This window comes from Sulfuricurvum sp. (genome assembly GCF_036279695.1).
GTDB lineage: Bacteria > Campylobacterota > Campylobacteria > Campylobacterales > Sulfurimonadaceae > Sulfuricurvum.
This window is the reverse complement of the sequence record NZ_DASUIQ010000011.1, coordinates 1-16,468: the sequence shown is the minus strand read 5'-3', so window position 1 is coordinate 16,468 and position 16,468 is coordinate 1. Positions and strand designations below refer to the sequence as shown.

Annotated in this window: 29 protein-coding genes and 1 pseudogene; 24 read left to right on the top strand and 6 right to left on the bottom strand. The window is 42.5% G+C overall.

The window, feature by feature from the left end; genetic code table 11:
* Positions 1 to 537: 537 nt before the first annotated feature.
* Positions 538 to 765 carry a hypothetical protein gene (locus VFW36_RS01650; RefSeq protein ID WP_329657085.1) on the bottom strand — a complete coding sequence of 76 codons (228 nt, stop codon included), beginning with the start codon at positions 763 to 765 and terminating at the stop codon, positions 538 to 540.
* A 332-nt stretch (positions 766 to 1,097) separates the two neighbouring features.
* Between VFW36_RS01650 and VFW36_RS01645 the strand changes: the two genes are divergently transcribed.
* The 24 genes and pseudogenes from VFW36_RS01645 (at position 1,098) to VFW36_RS01535 (ending at position 12,058) form a co-directional block, all read left to right on the top strand.
* On the top strand, positions 1,098 to 1,433 hold the full coding sequence (locus tag VFW36_RS01645; protein ID WP_329657084.1) for a hypothetical protein: 336 nt from the start codon (positions 1,098 to 1,100) through the stop codon (positions 1,431 to 1,433).
* A complete protein-coding gene (locus tag VFW36_RS01640) occupies positions 1,430 to 1,918 on the top strand; it encodes a hypothetical protein (protein WP_329657083.1) in 489 nt (162 codons plus the stop codon). The genes VFW36_RS01645 and VFW36_RS01640 overlap by 4 nt, the downstream gene beginning before the upstream one ends.
* Before the next feature lie 135 nt (positions 1,919 to 2,053).
* Positions 2,054 to 2,350, top strand: coding sequence for a hypothetical protein (locus tag VFW36_RS01635; RefSeq protein WP_329657082.1), 297 nt, complete (start codon positions 2,054 to 2,056; stop codon positions 2,348 to 2,350).
* Positions 2,347 to 2,958: a ParA family protein gene (locus VFW36_RS01630; RefSeq protein ID WP_329657081.1), complete on the top strand. Its 612-nt coding sequence runs from the start codon at positions 2,347 to 2,349 to the stop codon at positions 2,956 to 2,958. Before VFW36_RS01635 ends, VFW36_RS01630 begins: the two co-directional genes overlap by 4 nt.
* Complete coding sequence (locus VFW36_RS01625; protein ID WP_329657080.1) at positions 2,939 to 3,283, top strand: YopX family protein; 345 nt, start codon at positions 2,939 to 2,941, stop codon at positions 3,281 to 3,283. Before VFW36_RS01630 ends, VFW36_RS01625 begins: the two co-directional genes overlap by 20 nt.
* Positions 3,280 to 4,089 (top strand): ParB/RepB/Spo0J family partition protein, encoded by an 810-nt coding sequence (locus VFW36_RS01620; protein WP_329657079.1) that lies wholly within the window; start codon positions 3,280 to 3,282, stop codon positions 4,087 to 4,089. The genes VFW36_RS01625 and VFW36_RS01620 overlap by 4 nt, the downstream gene beginning before the upstream one ends.
* Positions 4,086 to 4,241 (top strand): hypothetical protein, encoded by a 156-nt coding sequence (locus VFW36_RS01615; RefSeq protein ID WP_329657078.1) that lies wholly within the window; start codon positions 4,086 to 4,088, stop codon positions 4,239 to 4,241. The genes VFW36_RS01620 and VFW36_RS01615 overlap by 4 nt, the downstream gene beginning before the upstream one ends.
* Before the next feature lie 127 nt (positions 4,242 to 4,368).
* A complete protein-coding gene (locus VFW36_RS01610) occupies positions 4,369 to 4,497 on the top strand; it encodes a hypothetical protein (RefSeq protein WP_329657077.1) in 129 nt (42 codons plus the stop codon).
* Positions 4,494 to 4,706 (top strand): hypothetical protein, encoded by a 213-nt coding sequence (locus tag VFW36_RS01605; protein ID WP_329657076.1) that lies wholly within the window; start codon positions 4,494 to 4,496, stop codon positions 4,704 to 4,706. The genes VFW36_RS01610 and VFW36_RS01605 overlap by 4 nt, the downstream gene beginning before the upstream one ends.
* Before the next feature lie 100 nt (positions 4,707 to 4,806).
* On the top strand, positions 4,807 to 5,136 hold the full coding sequence (locus tag VFW36_RS01600) for a hypothetical protein (protein ID WP_329657075.1): 330 nt from the start codon (positions 4,807 to 4,809) through the stop codon (positions 5,134 to 5,136).
* 25 nt (positions 5,137 to 5,161) lie between these two features.
* Positions 5,162 to 6,271, top strand: a complete 1,110-nt coding sequence (locus VFW36_RS01595) for a DNA cytosine methyltransferase (protein WP_329657074.1) — start codon at positions 5,162 to 5,164, stop codon at positions 6,269 to 6,271.
* Positions 6,272 to 6,399: 128 nt separating this feature from the next.
* Entirely contained in the window at positions 6,400 to 7,221 is an 822-nt protein-coding gene (locus VFW36_RS01590; protein WP_329657073.1) for a phosphoadenosine phosphosulfate reductase family protein, read from the top strand.
* 10 nt (positions 7,222 to 7,231) lie between these two features.
* Complete coding sequence (locus VFW36_RS01585) at positions 7,232 to 7,468, top strand: hypothetical protein (protein ID WP_329657072.1); 237 nt, start codon at positions 7,232 to 7,234, stop codon at positions 7,466 to 7,468.
* Positions 7,468 to 7,794 carry a hypothetical protein gene (locus VFW36_RS01580; protein WP_329657071.1) on the top strand — a complete coding sequence of 109 codons (327 nt, stop codon included), beginning with the start codon at positions 7,468 to 7,470 and terminating at the stop codon, positions 7,792 to 7,794. The genes VFW36_RS01585 and VFW36_RS01580 overlap by 1 nt, the downstream gene beginning before the upstream one ends.
* A gap of 64 nt (positions 7,795 to 7,858) precedes the next feature.
* A complete protein-coding gene (locus VFW36_RS01575) occupies positions 7,859 to 8,020 on the top strand; it encodes a hypothetical protein (RefSeq protein WP_329657070.1) in 162 nt (53 codons plus the stop codon).
* A gap of 50 nt (positions 8,021 to 8,070) precedes the next feature.
* Positions 8,071 to 8,283 carry a hypothetical protein gene (locus VFW36_RS01570; protein WP_329657069.1) on the top strand — a complete coding sequence of 71 codons (213 nt, stop codon included), beginning with the start codon at positions 8,071 to 8,073 and terminating at the stop codon, positions 8,281 to 8,283.
* Positions 8,280 to 8,660 (top strand): HNH endonuclease signature motif containing protein, encoded by a 381-nt coding sequence (locus tag VFW36_RS01565; protein ID WP_329657068.1) that lies wholly within the window; start codon positions 8,280 to 8,282, stop codon positions 8,658 to 8,660. Before VFW36_RS01570 ends, VFW36_RS01565 begins: the two co-directional genes overlap by 4 nt.
* Positions 8,661 to 8,670: 10 nt before the next feature.
* Positions 8,671 to 9,087 (top strand): hypothetical protein, encoded by a 417-nt coding sequence (locus VFW36_RS01560; RefSeq protein ID WP_329657067.1) that lies wholly within the window; start codon positions 8,671 to 8,673, stop codon positions 9,085 to 9,087.
* Positions 9,080 to 9,232, top strand: coding sequence for a hypothetical protein (locus VFW36_RS01555; protein ID WP_329657066.1), 153 nt, complete (start codon positions 9,080 to 9,082; stop codon positions 9,230 to 9,232). Before VFW36_RS01560 ends, VFW36_RS01555 begins: the two co-directional genes overlap by 8 nt.
* Complete coding sequence (locus VFW36_RS01550) at positions 9,229 to 9,474, top strand: hypothetical protein (protein ID WP_329657065.1); 246 nt, start codon at positions 9,229 to 9,231, stop codon at positions 9,472 to 9,474. The genes VFW36_RS01555 and VFW36_RS01550 overlap by 4 nt, the downstream gene beginning before the upstream one ends.
* Positions 9,458 to 9,697 (top strand): hypothetical protein, encoded by a 240-nt coding sequence (locus VFW36_RS01545; RefSeq protein ID WP_329657064.1) that lies wholly within the window; start codon positions 9,458 to 9,460, stop codon positions 9,695 to 9,697. The genes VFW36_RS01550 and VFW36_RS01545 overlap by 17 nt, the downstream gene beginning before the upstream one ends.
* An 11-nt stretch (positions 9,698 to 9,708) precedes the next feature.
* Positions 9,709 to 9,858 (top strand): annotated as a pseudogene (locus VFW36_RS12510) (Arm DNA-binding domain-containing protein); the annotation flags it as partial.
* A gap of 27 nt (positions 9,859 to 9,885) precedes the next feature.
* Complete coding sequence (locus tag VFW36_RS01540) at positions 9,886 to 10,800, top strand: site-specific integrase (RefSeq protein ID WP_329657063.1); 915 nt, start codon at positions 9,886 to 9,888, stop codon at positions 10,798 to 10,800.
* A gap of 79 nt (positions 10,801 to 10,879) precedes the next feature.
* Complete coding sequence (locus tag VFW36_RS01535) at positions 10,880 to 12,058, top strand: hypothetical protein (protein WP_329657062.1); 1,179 nt, start codon at positions 10,880 to 10,882, stop codon at positions 12,056 to 12,058.
* Position 12,059: 1 nt separating this feature from the next.
* Here VFW36_RS01535 and VFW36_RS01530 read toward each other — a convergent pair whose 3' ends face one another.
* From VFW36_RS01530 to hypA, 5 genes are all read right to left on the bottom strand, one after another.
* A complete protein-coding gene (locus tag VFW36_RS01530) occupies positions 12,060 to 13,169 on the bottom strand; it encodes a methyl-accepting chemotaxis protein (protein WP_329657061.1) in 1,110 nt (369 codons plus the stop codon).
* 10 nt (positions 13,170 to 13,179) lie between these two features.
* A complete protein-coding gene (locus VFW36_RS01525) occupies positions 13,180 to 13,569 on the bottom strand; it encodes a PAS domain-containing protein (protein ID WP_329657060.1) in 390 nt (129 codons plus the stop codon).
* A gap of 137 nt (positions 13,570 to 13,706) precedes the next feature.
* Positions 13,707 to 15,137: an NAD(P)/FAD-dependent oxidoreductase gene (locus tag VFW36_RS01520; RefSeq protein ID WP_329657059.1), complete on the bottom strand. Its 1,431-nt coding sequence runs from the start codon at positions 15,135 to 15,137 to the stop codon at positions 13,707 to 13,709.
* A gap of 102 nt (positions 15,138 to 15,239) precedes the next feature.
* Positions 15,240 to 15,989 (bottom strand): DUF695 domain-containing protein, encoded by a 750-nt coding sequence (locus VFW36_RS01515; protein ID WP_329657058.1) that lies wholly within the window; start codon positions 15,987 to 15,989, stop codon positions 15,240 to 15,242.
* 3 nt (positions 15,990 to 15,992) lie between these two features.
* Positions 15,993 to 16,334, bottom strand: coding sequence for a hydrogenase maturation nickel metallochaperone HypA (gene hypA, locus VFW36_RS01510; RefSeq protein ID WP_329657057.1), 342 nt, complete (start codon positions 16,332 to 16,334; stop codon positions 15,993 to 15,995).
* Positions 16,335 to 16,468 lie beyond the last annotated feature (134 nt).

Here is a 16,468-nt window from a genome sequence, read left to right as displayed (position 1 = left end):
TTATATGGTTGAGTGTCTTTGTCCCAATAAAAATCACTTTCTACAAAAACTACAGGGGTAAATTCATCATCCATATTATTACTATTTGAACTGCCACACCCAATAAAAAATAATAATACTGGTATTAAATACATCTTCATTTCAAACTCCAAAATCTAACATAATATGATTATACAAAAACAAAGTGTAAAAATAATACCATTTTTTATTATTCTTTAAGTGTAATAATAATACCATTTCTAAACCGAAGCAGTTTTCCTGATCGGTATGAAGCGGGGGATTTTCCCCTGAGGGAGTCGGATGGTGAAATTCGGCAAGCAGCGATTAAAAGCGTCTGCGCGCGGCTAGGTATGAGGCTACGGCACTCCATCCTATCCGATAGTCCCCGTATAGTACGAAGTTAGGGACGAGGCAATGAGTGCTTAATAAATCATCTTTTGGGGTGGTTTACAAAATACTCAGGAGATGCGGTCATGAAACGAAAAAACAAAAAAGCATGGAAGCGCCTTGCTAAAGCGCTTCTATTGGCTCCTAAAGCTAATCAGCTTTACTATAAGCAATTAAGGCAGCCTCTTTAGTCACCTTATCAAAAACATCGTTAGATTTTGACTCTATTGTTTGCCCAAGCGTATTAAGCTGATCATTTGTCAGGTTATGACCTGCGGCTTCGAGTGTTGCTTTCGCTGATTCAAAAGAAATGCGTTGCATCATATCCTTTAGCATCGCCAATATAAACCCGAATTGTTCATTATTAATTTCCATCATGAAGCCCTTTGTGTTGATTTGTGTTGCAACAACATTATACCAAAGGGTTTCACCGTGGAAATGAAGCCCATCGAGACAAGGCGATGGGTTTCAAAACCACTCGAAGCTGTAAGAGCCAACATCATCGAATCTCACATACGATCTCCTTCGTAAATTTGACGGCTTTACCAATCTTACAGCTTCACTCACTCCCCACCCCATAGTCGACAAACCACAAAGATGGGATTTTATTGCAAGGTGGGGGAAGAGCTTTTTATGAAGTACACAGCGTATTGCGAAAGCAAAAGAGTGATGTCCCTTGTGTACTTCAACATAGAGCTTAGGAAAAACAAATGAAAGAATTGTTTAAACAGTACGGCTTATTGATCGGAATAATGGCAGGAGTAATTGTATCCGTCACAGGTACAGCACTTTTAGTTAAATATTTCGCTCAACCAATGAGCAGATCAATCGATCAAAAGACATTTATGGAGTCACAGCAGTATGTTGACGGCTCAGTTCGTGATTTGTCTAAGTATCAGATTCAATACACGGTCGGTGATGATGCAACGAAAGCAATGATCCGATCAACGGTGCAACATCAGTTTGCTAACTTTCCGAGCGAAAAAGTGCCTATGCACTTACAGCCGTTTTATAGCTCTATGATGAGCGGAGGAGATTTCAAATGAAACGTATTTATCTGTTTTTAATGGCTTTTACTTTGGCGATGTTTTTTGCCGGATGCGATCAACAAGAGTCAGGTGAGCAACTGCAAGCTCGACAGCAAGCAGAGCAAACAAAAATTGCCGTGCAGTCAACGGGTATGCCGTCTATCATAAACTTCACTGAAAAAAAGAACATGAAGATGATCTTGGAAATGCGAGATAACGCAGGGCTTCGCACCTATACCTATATGCGCGATATGAACGGTAATATGCATCAGCTATGCGATTCAATCGGATACCCGATCCCATACAGCACCCAATATACTAACCCGCAACAAATTCATAATAGTAGTTATGGAAATGTAGCATACCCAATGGCTGACCCAAACGGTCTTTATTCTCCTGAATCGGCGGAGGGGTCTTATGTTATGTGTTTGAACCCAAACAATAAACAGCTTACTCCCGTATATGTCGAAGAGCGGCTTATCACTAGCCCATACAAACTTTAACCATGTCCCCGACATCAATGTCGGAGACATCCCCAAAAGCTTTCTACGAGGCACAGGTTCCCTTTGCGGTTCGCTGGGTCACGTAGAGAGCTTCCGAAATTTCCCGCGGGAAAATCCAACCAAAAAGGCAAAACAATGGAACAGTCAAAAGCGATAGAGATTTTGAAAAAACAAAAAAACCAATTGGAGCTACTCCAATCAGGGGATTGGAATGAATTTGAAGATGATATTAGGGAGTTAAATGAAGCAATTGCAGAACTTGAAGCACTGCAAACACCTAAACAATGTAAGAACTGCTATCACTCAACAATAATTGATGAGTCGTATAGCCAATGCCCATGTCTTTATTTAATTGATGAAGATGGAGAACCAACAAGCATTGTTCCAAATGAATTTTGTTGTGATTTGCATACACCAGAGGTAACACAATGATACTCACTTTCGCACACACCAAAGGCGGTGTCGGAAAATCAACCGTCGCGTGGCATATCGCTCATGCAATGAAAATGATCGGTAAAGTTGAGATCGTAGACATCGACTTTAACCAAACGCTTCATTATATAAACATGATAGCGGGGAAACCTTTCACCGTACACCAACCGAGAACTGTTGCTGAACTGTACGAGCTTATCAGCCGTACCACGCATGATGTGACTCTTATCATGGACATCGGCGGGTTCGATAGCGATCTGAACCGTGCGGCGATACGTCACAGCGATCACGTAGTGATCCCGATCGCTCCCGATAAAGTCACTGAGGTTTTAGGGTTCCGCACATTCGATGCGATCCTATCCGAACTAGATACTGTCGATACGAAGTTTCACATACTGTTCAATAATATCCACGCTTCTACCCGCAACCTTGATAAATTCAAAGAGAATGTACCGGGTGAAAGGTTCACCATACTGAAAAGTGCTATCCGCTCCCGTAAAATCTATTACAGCACTATGGGAGACGGTGAGAGCGTTTTTAGCAGTATCGGAAATGTAACGGCGCGAAAAGAGATAGAGGAGCTTAGAGATGAACTCATTGGAAAATAGAGAGATTAAGTTTAGAGTGTGGGATAAAACTCATACGAGATGGATTAATCTACAACGCAATCAGATAGTGTTGTCTCATCTTGGATTAAAAGGAATATATGGCGGTAATGGATATGTAAAAGAGTGGGAAGCATCGCAATACACTGGACTTAAAGACAAAAACGGTGTTGAGATTTATGAGGGGGATATTTTAAAGGGCGGTATCTTTTTAGAATATGAAGTTAAATGGGATTTTGAAGATGGTGGGTGGAATATTTCAAGTAGTGTGCAACATTATTATGAAGTAATCGGAAACATTTACGAGAAACCTGAGTTACTAAAATGAAAATAAATGCTATTAATGATGCAGTAACCAAATCAAAACCAAACACGAACAGTATCAACAACGGAAGCGTAGAGCTCGAACTATCACAGGTATATGCCAACCCCAACCAACCCCGCAAACATTTTGACCCCGTAGCACTCGCAGAACTTGCAGAGGCTATTAAGACACACGGACTTTTACAACCGATCAGCGTGGTGCGAAGACCTGATGGGTATATGATCATTGCCGGAGAGCGACGATACCGAGCGCATCAGATCAATGAATCGATCACAATCAAAGTCAACATTTTAGAGCGCGAAGATCACACCGTCGAGGAGTTGGCTCTTATCGAGAATATCCAACGTGAAGACCTGAGCGACTATGAGATAGCGATGGCGGTTGTTCGGCTGTGGGAGTCAGGAAAGTACAAACAGAAGCAAGAGTTAGCGGGAGCTATCAAAAAGCCTCTTTCGTATATATCAAAATCGTTTGCGTGTATGAAACTCTCTCCTGAGATAAAACATGATATTGAGCAAAATAAAAGCGGTATCAGCCTATCTGTGATGCAAGAACTCAGCCGAGTGGAAGATCCCCAAAAACAGCGTGAAATCTATCAGAAGTACAACGCGGGAGAGATCAAGCGCGATGAGTTCAAGGAAGCGGCAAAACCGAAAGCGGAGAAAATTTCCCGCGGGAAAAAACAGCATATTATATTCCCTGAACTAATAGGTGAAACAGTTCCAATATACACCGCATCTTATATCCAAAGTGTTTTAAAAGTAACCCCAAATAAAAAGTACAAAATCACCATAGAGGAGGTTGAATGAAATACAGATCCATCAGCATCGGTGAAGCGGTGCGAATCCTCGAAGAAATTGAAAAGGAGAAGCAATGTTTATTGCTTGGCACATCATTGAGACCAATTTTGAGAAACTCCTCGATTGGTGCGAAAAATACGATTATTTATAAGGCGGCATGAGATGTTTGACGGAACTGAAAAACCGAATGCTATCAGAATGTCGAAATATCGCAGACTAAAGACGGTCAGAATGATTATTTCGTTATCAAAATTCAACCTGAATAAAACCGCAAATTAGGAGCCAATCATGGAAGATCAAATTATAGGCATTATTTGCGTTATAGCTTTGTTCGTCGCCATCGGATTTATTACCCATAAAAAGCGGAAATACGGAGAAAACGCACCCGATGCAAAATACTCAAAAGGACGAATATGAGACAAACTAAACTACAAAAACAAGTCCCTAAAATAGTCGCCCGATACGGCAAAGACTACGCCATTACTCAGGGAGTGAATAGCGGTGTTTATTACGGATTTTATAAGCGTGAGTTTCTAGGACATAACGCCCAACTCAGCTACGTGATCAGTTTAATCTCGATCCGAGAGGGTCAGGACTTTGACATTAAAAAGGTGGAAATACTATGAGTACCTATATGAGAGTTTTGCAACACATTCACAAATCGCAAAATGTTTCTTCGCTTGAACGTGCGAAGCGGGAGATTGAAGAGATGATGAGGGGTACAAAATGCAACTGACATTACGAATCGATGGGATCACTACATCTGACGCTGATACCGTAGAAGATTTAGAATTGTTATGTCTCTCTAACGAACGATATGGATCTGTTGAGCTTTGTTTTAAAAGTGATTGTATCGGTGGGATGAATTTAGGTTTTGCGAGAATCAAACTTTATGAATCAAATCTTGCCATCGATGCGGATGCAACTTTCGAGAGCGCTAAGTTTCTCGGTGAAGAAATTTGCCGAAGATGGAATCAAGAAAAATTCATCGCTACTATTGACCCGAATGCTCTTGAACAAATTCGAGAAGATAACCCGTTTTTAAATCGTTTATGAAAAGCTCTACCCAATAGGAGGACACGTGAATGAGTTGGCTCTTTTCGCAGGCGCTGGTGGCGGAATACTCGGCGGAAAACTTCTCGGATGGCGAACCGTGTGCGCCGTTGAGCGTGATGCCTACGCCGCACAAGTTTTGGCACAACGACAAAATGACGGAACCTTCGAACCTTTCCCGATATGGTCTGACGTGTCAAGTTTTGACGGCTACCCGTGGCGAGGAATTGTTGATGTCATATCTGGCGGGTTTCCGTGTCAAGACATCAGCAGTGCCGGAAGCGGATGCGGACTGGACGGAGCACGGTCGGGGCTTTGGAGAGAAATGGCGCGGATCATCGGCGAAGTACGACCCCCACGCGTCCTCGTGGAAAATTCGCCGCTTCTCACTTCTAGGGGAGGAGATCGAGTTATTGGAGACCTTACCGCGTTGGGGTATGACTGTAAATGGGGAGTTATCGGAGCGCACAATGCCGACGCTCCACACAAGCGTGACCGGATATGGATCGTCGCGACACGCCAATGCGCTGAACACCCAATACACAAAGCCATCCGAAAGTCTATTCGACGAAATCGAATCAAACGAGGATCGATCGACCCAAGAGTTTTTCTACACTCCCAAAGCCAACGATGCAGAGAAGCGAGGGAAAGTATCGGCGGACAAACGAAACGGGATCGTCTGGCAGGTGATGAACTTTCCTACTCCGCAAGCCACGGATTACAAAACCAAACGAACGTCTGCAAAATGGAAAGCATTGGGAGTAACGAATTTTTCTCTTGCGAATCCCGATCTAATGAACCGATGGCCTACTCCAACAGCGAATATGTTTCGAGGAGCCGGTCACCAGGGCAGAAGCGGAGGAGTAAATCTCCAAACAGCAGTTCAACTTTTTCCGACACCAAATGCATCGGACAATCGGAACCGCGGAAATCTATCGAGTCCGGTAGTGAAGAGACGGATAGAGATCGGGAAGCAAGTGGGGTTATCGATGTGTGTCTCATCAGAGAGTGGCCAACTGAACCCGAATTGGGTCGAGTGGCTAATGGGGTGGCCTATCGGTCACACCGACTTAAAGCCATTGGAAACGGACAAGTTAGCCGAATGGTACCGTTGGCATGGAGTATCTTAAGCAAATAATGCGGGATCTCCCCGCATAACAACCCACTAAAATAATACACCTAAACCACCACCCTGCCCCACACTAAACCCGTCCAATCATTCCGCACGCCGACGGGTTCACTGTGAGACAATCAAAAGGACATACATTGAAAACAATAGTTTTAGTATCTATGAGTGGTGGGAAAGATTCAACAGCATCATATATTGAAGCTAAAGCGAGATATGGAAGCCGTTATAAGATCATCCCTTATTTTTGTGATACTGGTTGGGAACATGAACTTACATATGAATACATTAATTATCTTGAATCAAAGATTGGTTGTATCGTCCGTCTTAAATCTGACAAGTATGACGGGTTTGAAGATATGTGTATTAAGAAAAAGATGATACCAAATAGGCTCAAACGGTTCTGCACTGAAGAGTTAAAGGTGTTTCCATCTATTAAATTTATTTCACAATGGAAAGCAAAAGGGTATCGCGTAATTAATGTGGTCGGGGTTCGTAAAGATGAATCAAAAAAACGAGAACCTGAAAATATGTGGAAAACAACATTTTTAGGAAAACTACCATCAAATAAAAGTAGCAAAAAGGCAAAATCAAAGTTTTTTAATCGGGACAACACTGTTACTACTTTTCAACCAGTGGTGTACTGGAACGCGCTTGATGTATTTACTGCTATTCAAAAAGCAGGCTTCAAAAATAATCCGCTTTACAGTATGGGGTTTTCTCGCGTTGGATGCTTTCCATGTATTCAAGCAAACACTAATGAGATTGGAATGCTTGACCAAAAAACGGTTGATCGAGTAACAGAACTTGAAAAAACAGTATCAGCTAAATCGGGGCGTTATACAGTTTTCTTACATAAGGGAGGGAAGCTTGTTTCTCTTGGTAATAAACACCGATCGAATAAATACAATGGACTCGGGTTAGAACTTGGTTGCATTAACCAATTTGGAATTTGCGAATAAAGGAATCACAATGCTAGAAGCATCAAAAGCGGCATTACAAAAAGCCGGATCAACAATCGAAAGCCTCCGTAATCGTATCAAAGAACTCGAATATGAAAATGCAAAGCTAAAAGAGCCAAAGACATGTGATAAATGTGATTGCAAAGATACTTGCAATTTATTTCAAGTGTTAATAGATGAACTTGACTTTGAAAAAAACATAGATATGTACACATTTGGATGTATCGATCATAGAAAGGCTCCCTAATGTGGCCAACATACGAAGCCTACTGCGAAGAGATGAAACGCCTCGGAACCGAACCGCTCCCCGAAGAGATATGGCGGAGAGAATACGCACCCAAAAATGAGCCCTACCGCGAACCGCTCATCATTACCCCTAAAAACAGAAACCGACCGATGAGTGCTACTTTGGAAAATCATATTGCCAACGTCGGTAAAACGATCAAGCCAAAAAAGAAGTATGCGCCTCGCATCTCCCGCAAAGGGTGGACAACGGAACAGATCAAAGCGAGACGATCCGAGAACGTCCAAAACTGCAAGGCGCGGAAGAAATCAACCCAAGTGATTTTATAAAACCTGAGCATTACTTCGATGCTTTGGAAGCGCAGAGAATTTTAAATGAAATGAGGAGAGCGGGATGAACGAAGTAATCGTAACATTCAAATTTTGTAGATTTAATCCTGTACGCATAGAACGTGGTGCTCCTGCTGCACAAATTCAAGTTTTTGAAGATGGGGAAAGTGTAGGGTTGTTTTGGATGAATACGTCTGATATACAGCGTAATATCCAAGATTATTGAGAGTGTGAAGCTTTTACGGAAGCACTCGAATACTACTCAGGGGCAAAGCAATGAACCGCGAACAAGCCAAAGCTACTATACGCAGTCGAGTAGTCGTAAACGCACAACACATCAAAAGCCTCCATTCGGTTGACGAAGTGATCGATCAGCTCTGCGATGAACACGAAGATCGGATGAGAGAAAAAGACCTAAAAATCGAGTGGCTACAAGAGTGCATTGATAAGCGAAATGAGTTTGATAAAAAGTATGGAGAGCAGTCATGAATAAAAACGACCGAGCATTGCTCTTGTCCAAAACAAACGGAAGATGCGGATATTGTGGGACACCCATAGACGGTATCAAGTGGCACGCAGATCATATGGAGCCAGTTCTACGTAAATCAACGTGGATAAATGGAAAATTTGTTCAAACTGGAGATATGAATAGACCACAAAATGACCATATTGGGAATATGATAGCATCTTGTCCAGAGTGCAATATCCTAAAAAGCTCACAATCAGTTGAAATGTTCCGTGAAACAGTATCCGATAGATTGAGACAGCTTGAACGCCAATGCGCATATCGCACTGCAAAGCGATACGGGATGATTCAAGAAACCAATATCGAAATAGTATTTTATTTTGAACAGATCAGTAAATAGGAGGCGTATCATGGACAAAAATGACCTTATTGAAAAAACAATAATAGCAGCTAAAAATAATCATGGGTTACAAAGCCACGGTATTATTTATGAAGTATTGACAGGGTTTAGAGCTTCATTGAATAACCCATATTATATAAAAGATCGACAAATAATGATGGGTAACTATGAAGATGCAGATCATAGGGCATATCGTGAAAAATATATTGAAAAAGGTTCTTTTATAGAGTTCCGATACGAGTATGATGCTCACTGTCGTGATGAAGATAATGATTATTGGAGAATTGACCCATGCATCCTCGCATTAAAATGTGAGCCATTCGCAAAAATCAATGATGAAATACGATTTGAAAATAAGCTAAATCTAAAAGATATTTTAGAACAAAAGTTATACCTAAGATTTGAAGAGGAGGCGATCAATGGCTAAAGATAAATTTGAAAAGTGCAAAAGTTGCGCTAACTTTTATCCAGAAGAAAGTAATGAAAATTTGATAGTCTGTAAATGTATGCCACTGAGCGTAATGATTTCCGGTACGTCTAAAGATTGTAAGAAGTATGAGGAGAAACTATGAAATTAAGTAATCTAATAGCGCAATATGGTGATGAAAACGTAAAATTCCAATCAATTGATAGTTGCTTTATCGAGGCAAAAAGTGCAAAAGGGCATAACAAAGTTACTTTTGGAACTGATGCAAGCTTTAATCATAAAGGGATGGTTCAGCTTGGTATCGTTGTATGGATGGATAGAGATAAGGTTGATGAAATCCTAAAAAAAGAAAAGATTGAGGAGGCGATGAGTGAAACAGCAACCTAAATACCTATCCCTCCCCCACCTAGCCCGTCATTATGATCTCCACACCGACACCATGAAAAAACGGCTCAAAGAGATCGAAATGCAACCGAATGAACACTTCATCATACTGCACGAGGGTGAGCGAAAAACAGTACGCTTTGACGTTGAAAAAATCCACGAAGCCCTCACCGCAAAATCACAACCCGAAAACTTCCAAGATATTTTAAACAGATTACTCATTTAAGGAGTGCTACAATGTCGCTTCATGGTGTTTCTGTCCGAAAGGACAAAGGTATGGCGAAGCTATACGAGCGAAACGGCAAGTTATACATTGATTACATGGTTAATGGAGAGCGCAAAAGGAAGTCCACGAAACTCGATGATACTAAAGAGAATCGTGTAATAGTTGAACGCACAATTATACCTAAACTCATGACTATTATTGCCACAGGTGAGATATTCAAGAAGAAGCCAAAGACATTTAGCCACTACTTCGAAATGTATCTTAAATCAGTCAACCGCAATAGATCATACTTTCAAGCTCTCCCCCACCGTAGAAAGGTTGAGGCGCACTTTGGAAGTCGAGATATTGACACGATCACACGGCTTGATATTAAAAACTACCTCTTAGATTTGCCGATACTCTCACGCTCAAAGGCTATCTATTTGGGTGCGATAGTCGGTACGTTTAATTGTGCTATCGATGATGGTGTGATTCAAACAAGTCCTGCTCATGCGATACGGCTTCCGAGAGAGGCTAAAAGCGACATTCAATACTTCTCCAAACAAGAGGTTAAGAAGTTGCTCGATAATGCCGAAGGTGATTTAAACCCGTACCTATTGATTGCATTTCATACCGGGATGCGACCCGAAGAGGTACTAGGGTTACAGTGGGGAGACATAGGCTCAACCCACATCAGCATCAAGAGAGCAAGAACCCGAAACTCAATCCGACCGACAAAGACCCCGAAAGGAGTCCGAGAGGTTCCGTATCCGTCGTTTATCATGGAGAGCGTGAACAAATTAAAAGCTAACTCTTTGTGGGTGTTTAACCTGCAAGATACAAACTCATTGTATTATCGATGGAATAAGCTCTTAGAGCGTTGTGAGATACCTAAACGTAAATTGTATGCTACACGGCATACTTTCGCGACTACGGCATTGAATGACGGATTATTGAGTATTAATGAGTTAGCAGGTATACTAGGACATACATCGCCGAATATAACACTCCAATATTATTCGTCGGCGATTAAGTCAAATACCGTATTTTTTGAGGGTGGTTTTGACCTATTTTGTCTCAAAAATGACACAGAAGAAAAAAGAACCCTCCGCAAAACCCTATAACAAGGCGATAGCGTAATTTATTTTGAAACTATACTCAAATTACGCTACACTTAAGATATTAAAATATAAAGTAACATTGATGCACAATAATCTTCATCTTGCGCGCCAACCTATTTTAGACCGTAATGACACTATTATCGGGTATGAATTTTTTTATCGAAATATGTTTGGTGAATGTGTTATCGATGACCCGCGACATGCTACCGCCTCCGTACTGGTCAATCTCCTCAATCAAATCGGTTCAGAGTCTTCATTCGGAGAGATAAGTGCTTTCATCAATACCGACGGACCGCTACTGCTAACCGATATTCTCCGTACCCTCCCTAAAGAAAAATTTGTCTTTGAACTCTCCGCGTCTATGAAACCCAATCCCCGAATCTATGATGCGATCCGCTATTACCATTCGCTGGGATACCGATTTGCTCTCGATAACGCTTCGTTTCATCCGGAGTATTTTGATACCTTCGCACCCTTGTTTCCGTTTATTGAGTTTGCTAAATTTGACGTAAACCAAACCGACATTGAGCAGTTCAATTATTTGCCTAATCCCTACGGACAAATGAAACTCATCGCCCAAAAAGTAGAGTTTTATGAGATGGAAGAGGCGTATGAAGCACTCGGATTCGAATATTTCCAAGGGTTTTATTTTGCCCATGCCCACCTCATAACAAGACGGCGAATCGATCCTCAATACATGGATGTTATGAGTATTTTCTCTCTCCTCCAACAAGACGCTACGATGGAAGATATATGCGATGCCTTTAAAGAACAAAGCATCCTCACCCTTCAACTGTTCCAATTTCTCCGTTCCGTCCACCCCGAATATATCGATGGGATAAACTCCGTTCGGGAGATGATCGAGCGGTTTGGGAAAAATGCCCTAATGCAATGGCTATTGCTCCTCATTTACTCCAAATCGGGAACCAAAGCGATCGATGAAAAAAATTCCCATGCCGTTTTCGCCCAAAACAGAGTCAATACGATGCTCTCTTTGATGTACAAAATCACTCCCGATTGTACCGATAAACAACTCGAAAATATCCATTTGATTGCGATGCTTTCATTACTAGAAGGTTTGCTGAATATTCCGATGGAAGCACTGTTTCAGACGCTTCACCCCTCAGAAGAAATTGAAGATGCCTTGCTCACCCATAGGGGTGTATTGGGAAGAATTTATGCCGCTACCCTCAAAATCGAGAGCGGCGATCTAAACGGTGCAACCATTCTCCTCAAATCATTCGGGATTACTCCCGATTAAATCAACTCATCGCGTCCATAGAGACGAGTAATTCATCCATTTTTTGATCTACCGTTCCGACATAGTGCGTTAAATCTACCATCTCATCCATGTTTTTGTTGAGTGATTCACTGTTATCATTGATCGCTTGGATCAATACATTGATCGTTGCGGAGATTTCAGCTAAAGATTTTTGAGTTCGCTCTGCCAGCTTTCGAACCTCATCGGCAACAACCGCAAATCCACGACCATGTTCACCCGCACGCGCCGCTTCGATAGCGGCATTTAGTGCTAGAAGATTGGTCTGATCGGCAATATCTCCGATAGTAACCAAAATCGCTTTGGTCTCTTGGGCATTACCGACGAGCGATTGGAGATTACCGGAGAGTTCATGCTCTTTTCCTGCAACGCTTTGGATACGCTCCACGGTAGAGTTAATCATTCCGTTGAGTTCAACAAATTTGGTAGACCTGAGATCTTCAATCGTCGCTTTAAGGAGTTTGGTATTGTTATCCAAAACCGCTTTAGCTTCATTGTTTTGATACTCCATCGATTCCAATGCGGTTCCCAAATCATTGATTTTCATCAACATCTGCCCCATTTTTCCCTCTACATGAACCTCAGCTCGCGCAGTAAATTTCCCCTCGCTCAACGCTTCGAGGACTTTCATAGCGGTATCGATATTTTTTTCGGTCGCATCGAGCATCGTATTCATCGTTTTACGGAGTAAATGAACGTGCGGGGTTTTGCTATCACTTATAACACGGCACATATAGTGACCTTGTCGTACTTTATCCGCTAAAAGCACCATTTCACCCGCTACCAAGGTATCGGCGAGGAGCATCTCTTCATGCGCATTTACCAAGATATTGATTTTGTCTGCGATACTTCCGGATTCTGCTTCGAGCTTTGGAAGGCGGTTACGTTTAAACTGCATAAATTGAAGGAAATTATCCAAATGTGCTAGGAGATGATCTTGTGCATTATTGGGACTTAACATTAGCCCCATTGACGCTAATGCCATAACTACGACAACACCGATTAGAGCACCCACACTTTGGGTAATAGCTCCGATTAAAACTCCGATTACTGCCAAAACGATCAATATCGCTATTTTTGCTGAATTATTCATCTTCACGTCCTTAACTCATCGTCTTATAAAGACGTTCTGCTTCAGTAATTTCATCTGAAGAGGGTTTACGACGACACGACAAATAACCACATTTTCCATTACTGTCACACCCGACATTGGGGTAGACCGTGGCATATACCCAGTAAAATCCTCCATCTTTGGTAGCATTTTTGACATAACCCGTCCAAATTTTGCCACTTTTGACGGTATCCCACAAATCTTTGAAAGCGGCACGCGGCATATCGCGATGTCTAACGATATTATGCGGCTGTCCTACAAGTTCTTCTAACGTATAACCGGCGATTTTACAAAAATCTTCATTGGCAAAAAGGATAATCCCCTTTTCATCCGTTTGGGATACCAAAAAATCGGTATCCTTCAACACATATTCACTGCCCATTTGATCACGCCCTTGCTAATATTTTTCTATCTATGGATAGTAATGCAATTGGTGTGCCAAAGCGTGAAAATAGTGTAAAAATTAATAATATTTTATTATAAAATAGACAAACGTGTATTATAGTAACAAAAAATAATTTACATTAACCCATTTAACATCAAATAGCGATACATCGGTTGTAACATGTACAAATCGAACGCCCACCAAACCCATCTAGGTTGCGCCGGATCGAGCGGAAATGACGGAGCTAAACCGTCATAGTTAAACTCAGCCATAATGATTTTCCCATAAGAGACTTTGAGTGGACAAACGGTGTAACCGTCAAATTTCAATGCAGGCTCTTTTTTCTCCATCACTGAAATCAAGTTCCCCACGACAATAGGTCCTTGATGGCGTGCGCTTCCCCCCGTTTTACCGATCGGGATACCGCATACATCCCCGATCCCGAAGACGTTTTTATAACGACGGTGTTGAAGCGTCTCACGATCCACTTCAAGCCACCCTTTAGCCGTCCCTTTTTGCCATCCGAGCATCGAGTTAGCCACCGCATCGACCGCAGCCGTCGGAGGGGAAATATGGATAAAGTCGTATGCTACATCAACATCTTCTTCTTTATCGATCATGTCGTATTCACCCAGATCTTTATCAAATTCCCCTTTGACTTGATAGGTGTGATGGAAAGTCGCTATTTTTTTCTCTGCATCGATACGGATCAGTTCATGTCCGAATTTATTGGTGATATTGCCGTACCCTTTTTGGACTTTGTCTAATGCCGCTTCAATCTCAGGGAGAGCAAACAGTTTTTCACCCGCCGTTGCAAAGGTGAAATCGGCGGTTAGTTTATCCCGCTTGAGGAAATCATCCGCAAGATAGAGAATTTTTTGCGGAGCGCCGCCGCATTTGAGCGGAGTGGATGGTTGGGTACAGATGACACGCGGTTTAGAGGTTTTTGCCGCTTCTTTGAGTGCTTTGAACCATTCGTGCGTTATCGTTCCCCCCTCAGCCGTACCTGCGGCGAGGTCACTCTGATAGACACTGGCGATACCGTTTTGTCCGAGCATATCCGCAGTGAGTCCTTCGATTTGCTCATAGTGGTACTGAACCCCTGTCGCGACAACAAGATAGTCATACCCGACAACCGTCCCTTTTTTCGTGGTGATCTTGTTATTATCGGGATCAAACGTAGCCGCTTCGTCTTTGATCCATGTTACATCGTCCCCGATATAACCGGTGTTATCGAAGATAATATCTTCCGGATCGTATTCGCCTGCCGCGACAAAAATTTGTCCCGGTTGGTAAACATGTTTTTCATTTGGGGCAATAATCGTAATATCGGGATTAGTAAGAGCGCGACGCAAGCGCGCAAGCACCATCAGCGCACCCGAGCCTCCCCCCACGATCACGATTTTACCGACCGCATTGGAGGATGCTGCTTGCGCCGTTGCAGGAGCCGCAGTTCCAGCTAACACGGATGCCGCTATCGGCGAGAGTGCCATCATTTTTAAAGCGTCACGACGTGATAAGCCTTCGTGCTCTTTGATCTTTTTCACTAATTCTTCCGTATTCATTATTTACCCCTTTTGATATTAATGTGAGACGTTCTTATACACATTATCGCCGTGAATAGATTAAAGTTTCTTAAAAGTGAATGATCTTTCAGTGTAAAATTACTAAATTTTAACAACGCTCGTTTCCCAGCCGTCATACGCGCCGTTAAATTGGATGGAAAGATTGATCAAATGGAGGCTCAACGTGTCAATATCGTAGTAAAACACTCTATCTTGACGATAAAAGCTAATCCCCACCATCGGAGTGTTTACAGCGGCATCGATCAACTCTTTCACCTTAAACCCTTCCGCTTCGATTGCACTCACAAATTCGGAGCGTTTTTCCGCCGTTTCAAAATAGGCTTTGTGCTCAATCGCACGAGGTAGATGGAGCGAATCGCCTTGCGATTTTAGATGATCGCACACTTTGTGGTTTTGAATAATCTGCCATTCGATCGGGGTCGGGAAAAGGAGCTTGTGATACACCTCCCAATCCCCGTCCATTTTTGAACCGCTGGTGTATTCATAATCAGGAAATGCCCCCATTGCCGCTTTGACGACATCGGGCCATTCGAATTCGTGTTTGAGGTAGTAGATAAAGGTCATCTCGCCCTTGGAGACGATCTTGCCCACATACGTGCCGATACGGTAGCGCAATGCCTCCATCTCGATTTTGTCTTCGATAAACGAGAGTTGTGCCTCTTCATCTTCCGAGATAAGTCCCCGATCATTCGGTGCTTTCATGGTGAGCTTGATAAATCCGACATAGAACTTGTCTTCACTCGGCAACTCTGCCGAAATCCCCGCATTAAAGAGCACCGAGGCAATAGCGCCGTCGATGGTTTTCATATATAATTCCCAATACTCTTGCATACCCTACTCCATCTCTAATGACATTAAAAACATATCTTCACCGTCTATCACTCGGACGTCTAAACTCTCGCATGCAGGGCATTTATAATAAATCTTTTCCAAAGTCGTTTGTACACCGCACCCTTTACACTCGATCACGAGCGGCTGAACGTTCATCACAAAATCTGCTCCGTCACACACCGTCTTCTCTTTGAACGTATTAAATGCAATTTCGAGCAAGTGCGGCTCAACTCCTGACATTTTCCCGATCTTTACGACGATTTTCGAGACCGATTCGGCTTCGTTCTCACGGGCTATATCCTCGCACTGGGTTAACAGCGCTTGTACGATTGAGTATTCGTGCATTAACAGATCCTCGGGAGTAGTTCACCGTTTGGGGTCTCTAAAAATCGAGACGTCCCCCACGGGCTTTTCAATATCACTTTTTTAGGGTATTTTTGAGTTACCTCTCCCACCACGGATGCCATCGCGCACACCTC